The following is a 17,145-nucleotide window of genomic DNA, read 5'->3' as shown; positions in this document are numbered from 1 at the left end:
TGCTTCCCGCTTTATTTAGGGTTAAATTTTGGGCAAAACACCCACGTCTTAATTTTTGCGATTACGCAGGATAAATCCGTAAACGGCGATTGGGTTCATCGCCAAAACTATCCGATTTGAGATGGTAATGTTCGACAAGTTCGTGCTGCATTTTCCGCACTTTCGGAGAGCGGGGTAACAACTCCACAGGTTGCCCTTTAGGAATGACTATTTGCTCAACAGCTAGCCTTGCTTCCTCCAACGCATCCATTTCATCTTCGCTACCATTGCGACTAAATAAACTCATTTCCCGCTCGTCGCCAAGTCCTGGCTCATCCATATTCAAAAGCCGTCGCAAAGAACGAGTAATTTGGGGAATGGTACTAGCTTTAATCATGTGAATGGGGACTTGGCGGACTCTAGCAATATGGCGCAACTTAGAATGACTCTTGAGGTGCGATCGCAATGCTAAAATTCCATCAGCTCCATCAATGTCTTTGGTCAGCACTATCGGCAAATTTAGCACTTCAATTATTTGGTCTAACTGACTGCGACTGACACCGTAAGGGTAAATATGCAAAGGCAAATCTTCGCCATTGGGACCAGGAGTAGGGCTATAACCAAAACGATCAAAAGATTCCTCAAGTAAGCGGTCAAACTCCCCAACTCCTGAAATGCGCCCAGTAGCTACTTGAGGTGTGGGAAGCATTTTACCTGTTTCTCTCCATCCAGGCGATCGCATAGTAGTTAGATTCGACTCAATTATCTCCTCTCCACCTTGCCAAGAGCTATTAGAACGTGCCGTTTTGACTGCGGGTTGCTCTTGAGTAATTGTCACCTTGTTATCTTCCCCAACCGTTCTAACTTGTGGCGTTGGCGGCTTTCCACGCAACAAATTGTCTACAGTATCGGCGACGCTTTCGTGGATTACCCAACGTTGGCGCTCTTGCATTTCTACCGCAATCTCAAAAGTAGGCGGAGCTTTACGCTCTAAAACAGTTTTTTGACTTCGCCGCCTTCTTGCTTCCTCATCTCCTAGCGTTACCGCTTGAATACCGCCGACTAGATCGGATAAAGTCGGGTTTTTGATTAAATTCTCAATTTGGTTGCCGTGAGCCGTCCCAACTAGCTGTACGCCGCGCTCGGCAATGGTTCGGGCTGCCATTGCCTCTAATTCCGTGCCAATTTCATCAATAACGATCGCTTCGGGCATATGATTTTCTACCGCCTCAATCATGACTTGATGCTGTAGTTCGGGGCGCGATACTTGCATTCGTCTAGCTCGACCGATAGCTGGGTGCGTAATATCGCCATCTCCAGCGATTTCATTGGAAGTATCGATAATTACTACGCGCTTATTGAGTTCGTCAGCCAGAACGCGGGCAATTTCCCTTAAAGCGGTAGTTTTTCCGACTCCCGGACGACCGAGCATTAAAATTGATTGACCCGTCCCTACAAGATCGCGAATCATGTCAATTGTGCCAAATACTGCCCGACCAACGCGACAAGTTAAACCGATAATTTTTCCTGTGCGATTGCGAATAGCACTAATCCGGTGCAAAGTTCGCTCAATTCCGGCGCGATTGTCGCCGCCAAAGTGTCCGACGCGCTCGATACAATCATTTAACTGTTCTTGAGAAACCGGAACTTGGGATAAATATTCGGCGCGGTTAGGAAAACGGGCTTCGGGGAGGCGACCCAAATCCATTACTACTTCAACTAGGCTATCCCGTAATTCGTGTTGGTCTAGGGCTTGTTGAATTTCTATCGGTAAAATATCAATTAGTTTTTGGAGATCGTCTGTAATCTGCATTCTTTCTACAGTGACGTTATTAACGTAGAGCGATAGGACAAAGGGAAACTTTTAGCAAGCAATCGGTTTAAGCTGAGAAACTAAAGTTTGAGCCATGTTTACAGCTTCCCAAAGTAATTGGGGTTCTTGTTCTAGGCCAACAGTTGATAATTCATTAGTTTTATTTTGTAATTGTTCTAATCGTTCTAAAATTGGCGATAACAACACACGGGCATAACTACCATAAGCAACCCCGCAAATGCGACCCCCTTTTAAATTACTGCCTAACATCCCTAGTTTTTGCAACTTAGGTACAGTGTAGCTATTAGTCCCTCCGGCTAACTGCACGTAGCCGGGTAACTTAGCTGCTAGAACTTTTTGGGCTAGTTTTACCGCCGCAATCGTCGTACCATCACCAATATCGCCGCTCATGGGTCGCCCGTCGGTTTGCCAAATTAAAGCACTTTCTAATGGTGAAATTAGTTTGTAGATACTCCATAAATAGTCAATTAACCCTTCCCCGTCGGGACAGCTAATTGCTACTAATTTCAACTTACTTACCCAAGGCTTGACGCTAGTCCACAAATTAGCAAATTCTGTATACTGACCTACTTGGGTATGAATTTCGACCGCATCGACTCCTTGAGATAATACTAATGGTGCGAAGTCTTCTTTTGGGACTACATAAGAATTGGTCTTAATTAATTGACTGGGACAAATTGGTAAACATCGCCCGCAGCCATAACAATTAGGCTCTAATACCCCTGAAAAATCATCCTCCAAGCTGTTAAATACAATTGCTTGCGCTGGACAAATTGGTTCGCAAGGACGCGGACACTCTGGAGGACAAGCTAAGGGGTCAAAAGCAGCTTTACGAAAATGCGGATCTTCAGAAGCATTCAAACTTACCATTAACCAGGGTAACTGTTTAATCCCATAGCCCCGTTTTTGCGCTGTGCTTTGCATTGAACGAGCTACTTGTAGCGCTGCTTGGGCGGCGGCGATTACTGCTCCATCGGCGGAGACATCAATACAATCTACACCCGCAAGCGCATAAGCTAAAGTTAAATTTCTTACGGAGGGTAGATGTTGAAAACTAGCTCCGCAAATCAGCTTGAGCCAGTTACCTTGTTCTAGAGAGCGTAAGGGGTAGTACGAATTAGTCACTTCTATATGCTAGTGTGCTACGTAAAAAAATAGCAGCAATTTTTAGCAAAGTTTGGATAAATCTTTGTTCAATCATCCACTCCTCGCTAGATAAACAGTATTTAGGCGATCGCACTTCTATTCCCTTCCCCGATATTTAAAACTTTGCTGACTGCAAAAATCAGTAACAAATATAACTGTCTACAGAGAAAAGGCGATCGCATTTCCTTGTTGCTGGCTGCCGCATAATTGACGCGTTAGATTATAACCTATTAAATATTTTGTTATTTACAAAATTATATAAATAAACATACTTTGTTCTCACCTTAGAGGGAGTTAGAGCAAAGAGCCAGCAACGCATATAGAAAATGGAACTACAAATAAGTAGTCAAACAGTAATTAGCAATTGACGTTTATAAAACAGTTTTATAAATGCCAAACGCTTAGTACGCAAATTGTTGTGTAACAAGAACCGAGCATAATTTAACAAAGAAGGAAACTTATGAACTTAAGTACAATTATTCCGTTATCTAGTCAATGCTTAGGAGTAGCCAAAGTAGTTGAAACGCAGGTAAGCGAGATACCGCAAACTTTAGCTTTATTTTCAGCACCGCAATTTTTGGTCGCACTAATTGCCGGGGTATTGATGGCTTTTGCCTTTCAATTACTATTAACAAACTTCTCTGTTGCTTTTGGTATTTCGGCTTTAGGCGGTTCGTCTAATTCTGATGAAACAGAAAGCTTGGGTAGCACTATTCGCAAAATAGAAACGGCGGTAGGTCTTTGGACTTTAATCACTGTTAGTATTGCTTTATTTATTGCTTGTTTTTTAGCAGTAAAACTTAGCTTAGTTAGCAGTGCAGTTTTAGGCGCAATTACAGCTATTGTGATTTGGTCTACTTACTTTTCGCTGTTAGTTTGGGTAGGTTCAACTACCGTCGGTTCGTTGATTGGCTCGGTGGTTAGCACTGCTACATCTGGCTTTCAAGGATTGATGGGAACTGCTGCTACCGCTATGGGTGCAAGCGCCGCTTCGTCGCAATTAGTCTCGACAGCTGAATCTATTACCGCCGCAGTTCGCCGCGAATTGACTTCGGGAATTGACCCCAATAGCATCCGCGACACTTTGCAAAGTTCTTTAAGCAATCTGCAATTGCCTAAGCTAGATGTAGAGGAAATTGGTAGCCAATTTGAGAAAATACTTAGTAGCTCAAATTTGCAAAGCCTAGCAGGAAATGAAGGCTTGAATATTGACCGTCAAACGTTGGTAGACTTAGTTAGCAGCCGTACAGACTTTTCTAAACAAGACATTAATAAAGTTGTCGATAAATTAGAAGGTGCTTGGAAAAATGTAGTTGGTCAGCCGCAAGTAGACCCACAAATGCAGATTCAGAACTTTTTACAGTCTGCGACTCCCGAAGAATTGACTTCCTCTGATTTAGCTGGACAACTCCAGAAGTTAGCCACCAATGGTCAAAGTAACGGAAACAAAAACGGCGGGATGATGAACCAAGCAATGCAACTAGGAGTAAGTGCATTGCTAGGAACAGTTTTAAAAAGAACAGATTTGTCCGACTTGGATGTAGAAAAAATTTCTGGTCAATTGCAGCAGTTGACAGGGAAAGCCACAGAACAAGTTAGTAAAGTTGGTACTGCGATCGCTGAGAAAGCACCAGCTTTCAACACTATTAAAGCCGATGTAGATAACTATTTGCTAAATTCCTACGGTTGGCACTTAAACCGCGAAACTATCAAAAACGAGTTTAAAGATGTTATCTACGACCCTGAAGCCGATCCAGCAACCGTTAAGAGACAATTAGAGCAAATAGATAAAGAGTATTTTACTCAACAATTAACTGCTCGTGGCGACTTGTTACCTGCAAAAATTACCGAAGTAGCCGAACAATTAGAGAGTATTCGCACTGAAGTTTTGGGTAGTCTTGGCGATGTACCCCAGGGAGAAACTAAAGATATCCGCGCATCGGTGGAAAATTATCTGAGTAACACAGGGAAAGAAGAACTAAATCCTGAAGGAATTAAACAAAACTTCCAGAAGTTATTAGAAGATCCCCAAGCCGGATTTGAGGCGCTACGCGATCGCCTGAGTCAATTTGACCGCGATACCTTTGTCCAACTTCTCAGCCAGCGTCAAGACATCAGCAGCGAAGAAGCAGAAGGGATTGTTAGCCAGTTGGAAACCTCCCGCGATGGGGTTGTTAATAAAGCTAAAGAAGTCCAAGAACAAGCGCAAGCTAAAGCTACAGAAGTACGGACTAAAGTTGAAGAATACCTCCGCAATACCAACAAGGAAGAACTAAACCCTGAAGGAATAAAGCGCGATTTTCAAACTCTTTTTGCCGATCCGCAAGCTGGAATTAGCGTACTAAAAGAGAGATTGAGCCAGTTTGACCGCGATACTTTGGTACAACTGCTCAGTCAGCGTCAAGACTTGAATGAGGAGCAAATTAACCAAACCCTCGATCAAATAGAATCAGTACGCAGTAACATTTTGCAAGCGCCGCAGAAACTAGCCGGAATTGCTCAAGAGCAGTACGAGCAAACTACAACAAAAATTGCTGAATATCTCCGCAATACCAACTTAGAAGAACTCGATCCTGAAGGAATCAAGCGAGATTTGAGTAAATTACTTGAAGATCCCAAACTTGGCGCGATCGCACTACGGGAAAGATTATCGCACGTAGACAGGGAAACCTTAGTAAAACTTCTCAGCCAGCGCCAAGACTTGAGCGAGGAACAAGTAAACAAAGCCATCGACCAATTGCAAGCCGGAATTAACAGTATTGTTAAAGCACCGCGTCGGTTAGCTAGTCGCGCTACTCAGCAAGTTGTTGATTTTGAAGCTACTCTCGAAAACTATTTGCGAAACACTAACAAAGACGAACTTAATCCAGATGGGATTAAGCGCGATCTACAGTTACTACTTAACGATCCGCGTTCTGGTTTGGGAAATATAGGAAGTCGCGTTTCTAAGTTCGATCGTTCTACCCTGGTATCGCTACTATCTCAACGAGAAGATATTAGCACTGAAGAAGCAAACCGCATCGCCGATCAAGTAGAATCAGTCCGCAACTCCATTGTGGAACAAGCGCAAAAAATCCAGCAAACCGTAACTTCCGCCATTGAAGGAGTATTTGGCAAAGTCCGCAATTACCTAAACTCCTTAGAACGTCCAGAGTTGAATTACGAAGGAATCCAGCAAGATTTCAGCAAAGTATTTGACGATCCGCAAGCTGGATTTAGCGCCTTACGCGAAAGGTTATCGCAATTTGACCGTGAAACCTTAGTAGCTGTCCTTAGTTCCCGCGAAGACATTTCCGAAGCCGATGCGAACCGGATTATTGCTCAAATTGAAGGAACTAGAGACAAAGTATTGCAACAAGGCGATCGCATTCAAAAAGAAACTCAAAGACGCTTAGAGTCCATTAAACAGCAAGCACAAAAACAAGCAGTAGAAACTAAAAAAGCCGCTTCTGGTGCAGCTTGGTGGTTATTTAGTACCGCACTGACATCATTAGTAGCTAGTGCGATCGCTGGAATCTTAGCCGTAAGAAATCTGATTGGCTAAAATCTCTATGCTTTAAAAACTTTTAAGCCTCCCTAACCGGAGGCTTTTTTTGTGGTTCAAAACCTAAACTATAACTATGGAAGATTCTCGCCAAAATGCCTTTATTGCTCTAAGTGCTGTCCACAAAGGAGCTTATGCTGATGTCGCCTTGGAGCGGGTATTAAGCAAAAATGACCTAGATCCAAGAAGTCGCGGTTTAGTAACCGAGCTTGTTTACGGTAGCGTCCGCCAAATGCGACTTCTTGATACTCTCATCGATCAATTAGCCAGTAAAAAAGCCGATAAACAACCCCCACTACTCCGCACAATTTTACATTTAGGCTTGTATCAACTGCGATATTTGAGCCATATTCCCCCCTCGGCGGCGGTGAATACTACGGTAGAATTAGCTAAAAAAAACGGACTTTCAGGACTTTCAGGCTTTGTAAATGGTGTATTGCGCCAATACCTCCGCATCGCCGAAACAGGAATCGATCCGCTTCAGTTGCCAGAAAATCCTACAGAACGACTAGGTATTCTGCACAGTTATCCAGATTGGATAATCGATGTTTGGTTAGAGCAATTTGGCTTCACCGCTACAGAGCAACTTTGTCAGTGGTTAAACCAACCACCAAAGCTAGATTTACGAGTAAATCCGCTCCTAAGTTCTATTGAAAAAGTTGAAACCGCCTTACAAGAAACGGGTATAGATGTAAGTCGCGTTCCTTATTTACCCCAAGCTTTAAGGATAAATGGAAGTACCGGAGCAATTCAAAACTTACCGGGTTTTAACGATGGTTGGTGGACGGTGCAGGATAGTAGCGCTCAATTAGTTAGCCATTTACTCGATCCTCAAAGCGGTGAATTTATCATCGATGCTTGTGCAGCACCAGGGGGAAAAACTACCCATATTGCCGAATTGATGGGAGATCAAGGGACAATTTGGGCGTGCGATCGCACAGCTTCCCGTTTGCGAAAACTCCAACAAAATACCAAGCGCCTGCAACTAAAATCAATTCAAATTCAAGTAGGGGATAGCCGCCATTTTGAGCAATTTATCGATAAATGCGATCGCCTATTACTAGATGTTCCTTGTTCTGGCTTAGGAACATTAAACCGCCACGCTGATGCACGTTGGCGACAAACTCCCCAAAGTATCCAAGAACTTTCATTACTGCAAGCCGAGTTAATTTCTCAAGGGGCGTTGTTTGTCAAACCAGGGGGCGTAATGGTTTACTCTACCTGCACCTTACACCCCCAAGAAAACGAAAACATAATTGCGAATTTTTTGGCTCAAAATACTAATTGGCAAATTGAACCCCCAGCACCCAATTCACCTTGTTTTACCTTTGCAAAACCCGCAGGTTGGATTAAAGTTTTACCATATCAAGATTTGATGGATGGCTTTTTTATGGTGCGATTGCGAAAAAGCCAGTAAATTCCTAGTTATTAGAGAAAAACAATGTTAAATCAAGAAAATAATGTTAAACAGCTAGTCAAAATATTAATTGGCGTGGCTTGGCTTGACGGCAAAATTCAGCCAGAAGAACGCACTTATTTAAACCGAGTAGCGCAAGAAAAAGGTGTAGCTCAAGACCCAGAAATTTATCCCTTACTTCAGGAATTACGGCAAGTAGAAACAGCAGAATGTTACCAATGGGTGCAGGATTATTTAGGCAACTCTCCCACTACCGCCGACTATCAAAAACTGCTGGAATCCATTAGCGGTATAATCTATAGTGATAGTGATGTAGATACTGAAGAAGCAAAACTTTTGACTCAATTACAGTCTTTAGAGCCAGGAAATAATGCACCTCAACCCGCCCATAATGCAGTAATCAAAGAAATTCAAAAGCTTTACCGCCGTTGGGTTGAGGGTCAAAAGTAAAAATTAGGCGACTTATTTAAGCTTTAGGTTCGCCAATACCAGGAGTTACTTCTTTTTTGACTTCGGGGACAACATCAGGACGTTCTTTATCTTCCCAACCTACGGGACGCTTAGAGTTGTACCAAGCAATAGATCCAATTGATACCGCCGCAATAAATCCAACTACATATACTAAGGTGAAAGATACAGGAAAATGAGGGCCATTTTCTGCGGCTTGGGCGGCGGTTTGCATTAATAAATTAATCATTTTATGCTCCTAATATTAGGCAATACTGATTTTAAGAGCATACAAAAATCTGTATTGTTTTGCTATCTCCCCCAAGGATGAAGGCAATAGCTAAAACAAATTTTAACCATCGCTACCAAAGCCCGGAGTAGGGTTAGGAGCGGGTGCTACAGGAGACTTGTTGTAGCGAGGGCTTTCCACAGGTCTAAGCCGCTCTCGCCAAGACCTAGTTGGTGTTTGGGGAGGAGTTTTGGTTGGGGTATTTTGAGGAATAGACCTAATCCTGACTTTAGGTTGCGATCGCTCTTTTGGTGGTGTGGATTCAGGGGGCTTGCGTAGTCGTCTGGGGGAGGCGTTATTAGTTGGGTCGCTTCTATAATTACGATTGCGTGGTACTGTAGTTTCTGGATTTTGCTTCTCGTAACGCCGATTGCGTCTTCGTTGCCGATTAGATTCAGGAATTGCTTGTAAATTATTTTGCTCTCTGTTCTCGTTTAGACGTTTAGAACGAATGCGTCTAGAAATTACGCGTTTGGGTTTAAGTTTCTGCGCCTTGATGCTCCCTTTGCGTCCTTCTAACTTTGGTCTTGAGGGAAATGCGACTATAGGCATTTTTTCCACAGCTTGAGCCATAAATTGATGCCAAGTGTAAGCCGCCGTACTACTGCTACCCCAGGTAGGAGAATTATTATCATTACCCAACCATACCCCCGTTACTACTTGGGGAATGTAGCCAATAAACCATAAATCGCGGGCTTCGTCGGAAGTCCCCGTTTTCCCAGCCACTGGGCGATGCAACTGCGCTGCGCGACCTGTACCCGACTGCACAACGCTTTTGAGCATCCAAGTCATAATTGCGGCGCTACCGGGGTCTAGCACCTGTTTAGACTGGTATTTTGAGCTATAAATCACCTCGCCACTACGATTGAGAATGCGGCGAATCCCGTGGGTTTCAATATGCTTTCCCTGGGTTGCCAAAGTACCGTAAGCGCTAGTTAGTTCGAGTAAATTTACTTCATTAGAGCCTAAAGCTAGAGAATAGGTAGGTTTAAGCTCGGATTTGATACCCATACTGTGAGCAAGTTTGATTGTGGGTTCAAAACCGACATCAATTAAAACTTTGACAGCAATAGTATTAATAGATGAAATTAGGGCGCTACTTGCAGTCATCCAACCTCGGTAACTGCGATCGTAGTTTAAGGGTTCGTAGCCTTCCACTATATAAGGTGCGTCGATGTAAGATTTGTAGGGAGACATTCCAGAAGCGATCGCGGCGGCATAGACAAAGCCCTTAAAAGTAGAGCCTGGCTGGCGTTGAGCCTGAGTTACACGATTAAACTGATTGACCTTAAAATCCTTACCTCCCACCATTGCTTTAATTTCGCCATTGCGGGGGTCAATACTAACTAAGGAAGCTTCCTCAAAGTGCTGCCAACGTCCATTTTGAGCTACCGTGTTTTTTACCGCCGTTTCTGCGGCTTTTTGCCACTGGGGGTTTAAAGTAGTTTCAACGGTCAATCCGCCAGCTTCTATAAGTTCTGGGGAAATATATTTAGGTAATTCTTGCTGAATATAAGTAGTAAAGTAAGGTGCTTCTACTTGCAGTCTTTTGGGCAAACTTGGTTTAAGCGCCGTGGGCGTACTTGTGGCGGTTTTGGCAATTTGCGGCGTGATTACTCCATCTTCCTGCATTCTTTGCAATACTAAATCCCGTCGCCGTCTCGCCGCCGTTGGGTTGACAACTGGGGAATAAAGGCTAGGTGCGGGAGCTAACCCAGCAATAGTTGCCATTTCTGCTAGGGTTAATTTATTTGCAGGTTTACTAAAATACACCCAAGAAGCATCGGCAACACCGTAAGCACCTGATCCCAAATACACCAAATTTAAGTAACGCTCTAAAATTTCCTCTTTGGTGAGTTTTTGCTCGATTTTTTGGGATAAGCTTATTTCTCTAAATTTACGGACCAACGTGCGTTCTTGATTGAGAAACAAAATTCGCGCCAACTGTTGGGTAATGGTGCTACCACCTTCGCCCAAATTACGCGATCGCATATTATTTACAAAGGCTCTAACAATGCCTTGATAATCTACCCCGTGATGATTGTAAAAGCGGCGATCTTCGGAAGCAATAAAAGCTTGTATCAGTGGCTTAGGTATTTGGCTAAGTTTTAACTGTTCTCTTGTCGCTGGACCCCGTTGTTGCAAGATACCACCATCGCCAGCCTTTATAGTTAAGGTATCATCGCGGACAAAAGTGTATAGTTCGGTCGCTTCAGGCAAACTGCGTTCAATCGCCAACCAAAAGACTGTCCAAGCAACAGTTCCACCAGTAGCTACAAGTATCAGCCAAAACCAATAGTAACGATATAGAGGTTTATCCTTGGGAATTTTGGCATAAACGAGCTTTGGTAAATTTTTGATTCTCTCTACCAAAGTTAGTTTTTCGGTGCGGACTTCTTCCCTTGGCGCAGAGTCACTAATCTTATTTGTTCGATCTTTGAGCCAGGGGATTAATTTGGACACTTTTATACAGTTCCTCAATAACGCTACAAGTCGAACAATGGTTTTGTTTATTCTACTTGGTTGGGATCGCTAGTAACTAAGAGAAAATTATAAAGTTTTAGCTTATAGTTTGGGCAACTTATAAAATAGATAAATTTTTATTGGAGCTAAGAAAGCTTTGCAAATTAGTGAAATTAAACAATGTGCGATCGCTCTTGGTAGTAATCTAGGCGATTCAATCGGTATTTTAACCGCCGCCTTGCAAGTATTAGCCGCAACTCCAGGTATTGCAGTACAGAAAGTTTCTAGTTGGTATATAACAAAGCCTGTAGGCGGAATCCCTCAGCCAGATTACCTAAATGGTTGCGCCTTGTTAGAAGTCCAATTACTACCCCAGCAATTACTCAAAACCTTACTAGGAGTAGAAGCCAAGTTTGGACGAGTGCGAAAAGAAAGATGGGGAGCAAGATCCATCGATCTTGATTTATTACTCTACGAAGATTTAATTTTAGATACTCCTCAATTACAATTACCGCATCCGCACATGAACGAACGTGCTTTTGTTCTCGTACCATTAGCAGAAATTGCTCCTAATTGGATTGAACCAGTTTCAGGACTTGCGATCGCTCAATTGGTGCAAGCGGTAAACTGTTCAGGAGTTATCAAAATTTAACCCTATGGCAATCGGCAACGAACCCCCCCAACTATTAAAGCAACACCTGCAATACCGAGGGCGCAAATTTGATTTTGAAGTCAATCGTCTGCGTTTACCCAACCAATCGGAAGGCGAATGGGAATGTATTAGGCATCCTGGAGGTGCTTTAGCCGTGCCAGTAACTCCCGAAGGTAAACTTGTTTTAGTCAAACAATATCGTTTTGCAGTCCAAGGTAGATTGTTAGAATTTCCGGCGGGTACGGTGGAACTAAACGAATCTCCCGCCGAGACAATCCGCCGTGAAATTGAGGAAGAAACAGGATATCGCGCTCATAAATGGCAAAAACTGGGTGAATTTTTCCTAGCGCCGGGTTACTCCGATGAGATTATTTATGCTTTTCTCGCTCAAGAGTTGGAACTTTTAGAGAAACCGCTATCTCAAGACGATGACGAAGATATAGAGACAGTTTTGCTCACTCCTCAAGAATTAGAACAAGCTATTTTAGAAGGTGAGCCAGTAGATGCTAAATCGATTTCTAGCTTTTTCTTAGCCAAACCGTTTTTAACTTAATTTATGACTCCCTCAAAGATCCAAACAGCTACTCAAATCCTTCCTCTAGAAAATGGCGATCGCTTGTCTCGCATTGAATTTGAGCGCCGCTATACAACGATGCCAAAGTTAAAAAAAGCTGAACTAATTGAAGGAATAGCATATATGGGTTCGCCAGTAAGAGTTAGAAGTCACGGCGAACCTCACGCGGTAATTATGGCGCTGCTTTCGGTTTATTGGATTGCAACGCCAGGAGTTTCTTTGCTTGATAACGCTACCGTGCGCCTAGATTTAGATAACGAACCCCAACCCGATGCTTTACTAAGAATCAAATCCGGTGGACAAAGTATTGTTAGCGATGATGACTATCTAGAAGGAGCGCCGGAATTAGTTGTAGAAATAGCTGCTAGTAGCGCCGCTTACGATTTGTACGCTAAAAAACAGGTATATCGCCGCAATGGTGTTCAAGAATATATTGTTTGGCAGGTTTTTGATCGCAAACTAGATTGGTTTAGCCTTACTGAAGGGGAATATGTGCTTCTACAGCCCGATGACAATGGAGTAGTGCGAAGTCTTGTTTTTCCCGGTTTGTGGTTAGCTGTGCCTCTATTACTAGCAGGAGAAATGCTAAACGCGATCGCCATCTTACAGTTAGGATTAAATTCCCCAGAACACGCCCAATTTATCGAGCTTTTGGCTAATCAACTATCGTAAACTATTAGTACACTTGTACTAAATTAATTATAAATGTCTGACTTAATTTTATTTTGGCATCGCCGCGACTTGCGCCTTAGTGATAATACGGGACTTGCGATCGCACGGGAGCATAGTCAAAAGGTAGTAGGGGTATTTTGCCTCGATCCCAACATTTTAGAACGGGATGATGTTGCGCCCGTGCGCGTTACTTATATGATGGGCTGTTTGCAGCACTTACAACAGCGTTACACCGAAGTAGGTAGCGAGTTATTGATTATTAAAGGCAATCCCACACAAGCAATACCCGCTTTAGCAGAGATTTTAAACGCTCGTGGGGTGTTTTGGAACTGGGATGTTGAACCTTATTCGCAAACGCGCGATCGCGCAGTAATTGACGCACTGCAAGCAAAAGGTATCGAATTTATCGAAAAAAACTGGGATCAACTGCTCCATTCTCCTGAAGATATCCGCACGGGTTCTAATACGCCCTACACCGTCTACAGCCCCTTTTGGCGCAATTGGCTAAGTAAACCCAAAGCCGAACCTGTAGCCGCTTTAAAAGACCTTACAGGACTGACAGCCGCCGAAAAAAATCTTGCTATTAAGGCAGGAGTTATAGCTTTACCTACTGCTAAAGATTTAGGCTTTAATTGGGAAAATGAATTAGTAATTGCCCCAGGAGAAACCGCCGCCACCCAAAAGCTAGAAGAATTTACTTATCTAGCAATTAACGAATACAAAGAGCAACGCAATTTTCCGGCAGTAAATGGTACATCTCAACTGAGCGCAGCGCTAAAGTTTGGTGTAATTGGGATTCGTACAGTATGGGCAGCAACTAAGGAGGCGTTAGAAAATAGCCGCAGCGATGAAACGAACACTAGCATTGTTGGTTGGCAACAAGAACTAGCCTGGCGAGAATTTTATCAACACGCTATGTACAATTTCCCAGAATTAGAAACCGGGGCGTATCGAGAAGTTTTTAAAAATTTTCCCTACGACAATAACGAAAAATATTTTCAAGCTTGGTGTGAGGGGAAAACAGGCTACCCAATTGTAGATGCGGCGATGCGACAAATGAACGAACTCGGTTGGATGCACAATCGCTGTCGGATGATTGTAGCTAGTTTTCTAACAAAAGACTTAATAATTAATCCCCAATTAGGGGAAAAATACTTTTATCAACATTTAATAGATGGCGATCTTTCAGCCAATAACGGCGGCTGGCAATGGAGCGCTTCTAGTGGTATGGATCCTAAACCAATTAGAATATTTAACCCCGCAAGTCAAGCGCAAAAATTTGACCCCGAAGGTGACTATATTAGAGAATGGCTACCGGAATTAAGGTCTGTAGATACAGAATTTTTGATTAGTGGTAATATTCCCGCCGACGAATGCGACGCGCTGGGTTATCCATTGCCAATTGTCGATCATAAGCTTCAGCAGCGTTTATTTAAAGAGTTGTATAAACAGCAAACAAATTAACGGTTAGCGTATTTTCAACTATAAAAAGGCTGCTCAACTAACCTTTAATGGTTGAGCAGCCGACGATCTAAAATTCAGGCTCTATTTATCTTCGGTTTCACGTAATAGCTTTAGTTAAAAGGACTAAAAAGCTCTTTGCTAAAGCGTTGTTTTAAATTTTGCCTGTACCTGCGGGTGGTAATGGGCCTAGATTGCCGCTAGGTTTTGGAGCATTTTCAGCACTTGCGCCAAAACTGGGTACTGTTGCACCACTACAGTTGGGGTTAGCCGAATTATAACGTCCATAGGCTAATTGAAAATCGGATCTAGCTTGTAAGCCAGAATAGCCGGATATTTGCAGTGTATACCAACCTCGAACAGATGGAGTGATAGCTTTGATTAGGGGGCGAAGACTACCGCCTCCATCATCATTGCGCCAAACTTGACCATTAGGAGCAACAAGTACAGCTTCTAAGTCAACTGCTTGAGCCAACCCGTGAATACGCACGCATTCATTACCACTACTAAAGACTTGAACAGTAAAGGGTTCAGCGTTATTAGCCTGATCTCGTTGATAAGTTCCAAAAATTACACTCGCATTGCAGTTTAGACCCGTACAGGTGTCAGCACCAGGATCGTAGATCAATGAACCAGCCCATGCCTCTTGTGCCAATAGAGATAACCCTAATACAGGGGCTACTACCAAAACTGTTTTAAGAGCAGATATAAATCGTTTCATTGTAATTCTCCGTAAATTATTTTTAAGTGATCTATTACACCTGTATCAAGTGCAAGTTACTTTTTTATTTGGTAACAAACACTACTACAATTTGACTTGGCATAATTACAGATTTTATTTGTAAAGCTAAATTAAGCTTTGTCAGACGTAAATTTACTTTTAAACTAAAGTACGTAGTAAAGTATAAAAAATAACAATATTTATCTGTAATTATTTTGTAGTTTAAGTATATTTTTTAACAAAATAAACGTAGACGTACTAAGATAAACTATCTCCGCAGTGAAGACAGCACTATAGTTAGCAAGGGTTTTACTGTTTTGGATCTAATCTTGAATTAAGAAAAAACAACAATATCTCAAATCTTGCAGACTAAGAATTAGGTTGCTAAAAAAGGCTTGAAGTTAAGCTTATTGACTATGAAAGGCAACCTAAACAAAATGATTAGACCGCTAAAAATATTCGTTAAGTTGTGTTTGTTTACAAAAACTCTTTAACAGGCTGGCAATTACGTTTTAACAAGCAATTTAAGATAGGCAGTGTTTTAGGTCGATCCGCTATAGGATTGAAGATACAAAGCTAAAAGTTAAGTTATTTAGCAAGACTTACAGCAGCATAGAAATTGGGTTTGAGAGCGAGGGTAGTAGAGGTGAAGGTTTTAGTTGTTGGTAATGGTGGTAGAGAACACGCGATCGCATTAAAGCTACTGCAATCGAGCCAAGTTAAACAAGTTTTCTGCGCTCCTGGCAATGGCGGTACGGCAACTTTAACACGCTGTCAAAACTTGCCAATAAGTGTAGATGACTTTAAGGGAATAGGTCAATTTTGCCAAGATAATAATATTGATTTAGTTGTCGTGGGGCCGGAAATACCTTTAGCAATGGGTATTACCGACTACTTACAAAATTTAGGAATTAAAGTTTTTGGGCCAACTCGTGCTGGCGCTCAAATTGAAGCTAGTAAGGCGTGGGCAAAAGCATTAATGGCAGAATCGGGCATTCCCACCGCCAAAGCTGCTGTATTTACCGATGCCGCCGCCGCCAAGGGCTATGTAAATTCTGGATCTATACCGATTGTGATTAAAGCTGATGGTTTAGCGGCAGGGAAGGGCGTTATTGTTGCATCCACTGTTGAGGCAGCCCATAGAGCAATTGATAGTATCTTTGAGGGACAGTTTGGCAGCGCGGGTAAATTTGTCCTCGTAGAAGAATGTTTGGTAGGGCAGGAAGTCTCGGTATTGGCTTTAACCGATGGGATCGTGATTCGCCCTTTATTACCCGCCCAAGACCATAAACGCATCGGTGACGGTGATACGGGAGATAATACCGGCGGCATGGGAGCTTATGCACCTGCGCCTTTAGTTACTCCCGAATTGATGGCAAAAATAGAAGTAGAGGTATTGCAAAGTGCGATCGCAACACTCCGCAAACGCAACATAGACTATCGAGGCGTACTTTATGCTGGCTTAATGGTGTCACCAGAGGGCAAATTTAAAGTTTTGGAATTTAACTGTCGATTTGGCGATCCTGAAACCCAAGCAATTTTACCTTTACTCGAAACACCTCTAGAAGACTTGTTACTTGCTTGCGTAGAAAAAAGATTAGGGGAAATGCCACCTATTGCTTGGAAATCTGGCGCAGCTTGTTGTGTAGTTGCTTCTGCTTCTGGTTATCCGGGAGATTATCGCAAAGGCGAAGCAATTTCTGGGATCAAAAGCGCTGAAGGTTTAACAAATACCTATGTATTCCAAGCTGGTACAAAGCAGTTAAACACGCAAATAGTTACTGATGGCGGTAGAGTTTTGGGAGTAACAGGAATTGGCGAAAATTTTGCCCAAGCTATTGCTCGTGCTTATGCTGGAATTAGCGGCATCCATTTTGAAGGGATGCACTATCGACGCGATATTGGCTATCGGGTGCAAAAATAAAGTAAAAAATAAATTTTGAGTC

Annotated in this window: 14 protein-coding genes; 9 read left to right on the top strand and 5 right to left on the bottom strand. The window is 42.7% G+C overall.

Going from position 1 to position 17,145, the window contains the following annotated elements:
• Positions 1-61: 61 nt before the first annotated feature.
• The gene (locus tag SYN7509_RS0210815) at positions 62-1,792 is read right to left on the bottom strand and encodes a R3H domain-containing nucleic acid-binding protein (RefSeq protein ID WP_009631392.1); all 1,731 of its coding nucleotides are present in this window, start codon (positions 1,790-1,792) and stop codon (positions 62-64) included.
• 51 nt (positions 1,793-1,843) lie between these two features.
• On the bottom strand, positions 1,844-2,938 hold the full coding sequence (ldpA, locus tag SYN7509_RS0210810; RefSeq protein ID WP_009631393.1) for a circadian clock protein LdpA: 1,095 nt from the start codon (positions 2,936-2,938) through the stop codon (positions 1,844-1,846).
• Positions 2,939-2,952: 14 nt separating this feature from the next.
• Between ldpA and SYN7509_RS31315 the strand changes: the two genes are divergently transcribed.
• The 4 genes from SYN7509_RS31315 to SYN7509_RS0210795 all read left to right on the top strand — a co-directional run bounded on the left by SYN7509_RS31315 (position 2,953) and on the right by SYN7509_RS0210795 (position 8,370).
• On the top strand, positions 2,953-3,078 hold the full coding sequence (locus SYN7509_RS31315; protein ID WP_255327304.1) for a hypothetical protein: 126 nt from the start codon (positions 2,953-2,955) through the stop codon (positions 3,076-3,078).
• Between the two features lie 341 nt (positions 3,079-3,419).
• Positions 3,420-6,503, top strand: a complete 3,084-nt coding sequence (locus SYN7509_RS0210805) for a hypothetical protein (RefSeq protein ID WP_009631394.1) — start codon at positions 3,420-3,422, stop codon at positions 6,501-6,503.
• 76 nt (positions 6,504-6,579) lie between these two features.
• A complete protein-coding gene (locus tag SYN7509_RS0210800; RefSeq protein WP_009631395.1) occupies positions 6,580-7,920 on the top strand; it encodes a 16S rRNA (cytosine(967)-C(5))-methyltransferase in 1,341 nt (446 codons plus the stop codon).
• Positions 7,921-7,944: 24 nt separating this feature from the next.
• Entirely contained in the window at positions 7,945-8,370 is a 426-nt protein-coding gene (locus SYN7509_RS0210795; RefSeq protein WP_009631396.1) for a tellurite resistance TerB family protein, read from the top strand.
• A gap of 16 nt (positions 8,371-8,386) precedes the next feature.
• Here SYN7509_RS0210795 and psb35 read toward each other — a convergent pair whose 3' ends face one another.
• Together psb35 and SYN7509_RS0210785 are read right to left on the bottom strand one after the other, a co-directional pair.
• Positions 8,387-8,617 carry a photosystem II assembly protein Psb35 gene (gene psb35, locus SYN7509_RS0210790; RefSeq protein ID WP_009631397.1) on the bottom strand — a complete coding sequence of 77 codons (231 nt, stop codon included), beginning with the start codon at positions 8,615-8,617 and terminating at the stop codon, positions 8,387-8,389.
• Between the two features lie 102 nt (positions 8,618-8,719).
• The gene (locus tag SYN7509_RS0210785) at positions 8,720-11,119 is read right to left on the bottom strand and encodes a transglycosylase domain-containing protein (RefSeq protein ID WP_009631398.1); all 2,400 of its coding nucleotides are present in this window, start codon (positions 11,117-11,119) and stop codon (positions 8,720-8,722) included.
• Positions 11,120-11,276: 157 nt separating this feature from the next.
• Between SYN7509_RS0210785 and folK the strand changes: the two genes are divergently transcribed.
• From folK to SYN7509_RS0210765, 4 genes are read left to right on the top strand one after another with little or no spacing between them, the layout of a single operon-like run.
• Entirely contained in the window at positions 11,277-11,771 is a 495-nt protein-coding gene (gene folK, locus SYN7509_RS0210780) for a 2-amino-4-hydroxy-6-hydroxymethyldihydropteridine diphosphokinase (protein ID WP_009631399.1), read from the top strand.
• Between the two features lie 4 nt (positions 11,772-11,775).
• A complete protein-coding gene (locus SYN7509_RS0210775; protein ID WP_009631400.1) occupies positions 11,776-12,324 on the top strand; it encodes an NUDIX hydrolase in 549 nt (182 codons plus the stop codon).
• Between the two features lie 3 nt (positions 12,325-12,327).
• Positions 12,328-13,017, top strand: coding sequence for a Uma2 family endonuclease (locus SYN7509_RS0210770; RefSeq protein ID WP_009631401.1), 690 nt, complete (start codon positions 12,328-12,330; stop codon positions 13,015-13,017).
• A 33-nt stretch (positions 13,018-13,050) separates the two neighbouring features.
• Complete coding sequence (locus tag SYN7509_RS0210765; RefSeq protein WP_009631402.1) at positions 13,051-14,481, top strand: cryptochrome/photolyase family protein; 1,431 nt, start codon at positions 13,051-13,053, stop codon at positions 14,479-14,481.
• Positions 14,482-14,632: 151 nt separating this feature from the next.
• Here the strand turns inward: SYN7509_RS0210765 and SYN7509_RS0210760 are convergent, their stop codons facing one another.
• Positions 14,633-15,199 (bottom strand): hypothetical protein, encoded by a 567-nt coding sequence (locus tag SYN7509_RS0210760; RefSeq protein ID WP_009631403.1) that lies wholly within the window; start codon positions 15,197-15,199, stop codon positions 14,633-14,635.
• 646 nt (positions 15,200-15,845) lie between these two features.
• Here SYN7509_RS0210760 and purD point away from each other — a divergent pair.
• Positions 15,846-17,123: a phosphoribosylamine--glycine ligase gene (gene purD, locus SYN7509_RS0210755; RefSeq protein WP_009631404.1), complete on the top strand. Its 1,278-nt coding sequence runs from the start codon at positions 15,846-15,848 to the stop codon at positions 17,121-17,123.
• The last annotated feature ends 22 nt before the right edge of the window (positions 17,124-17,145 follow it).

It is taken from the genome of Synechocystis sp. PCC 7509, from assembly GCF_000332075.2.
In the GTDB taxonomy this organism is placed as follows: domain Bacteria; phylum Cyanobacteriota; class Cyanobacteriia; order Cyanobacteriales; family Chroococcidiopsidaceae; genus Aliterella.
Note: the sequence above shows the minus strand (reverse complement) of the source record. Positions and strands in the feature narration are given on the sequence as shown.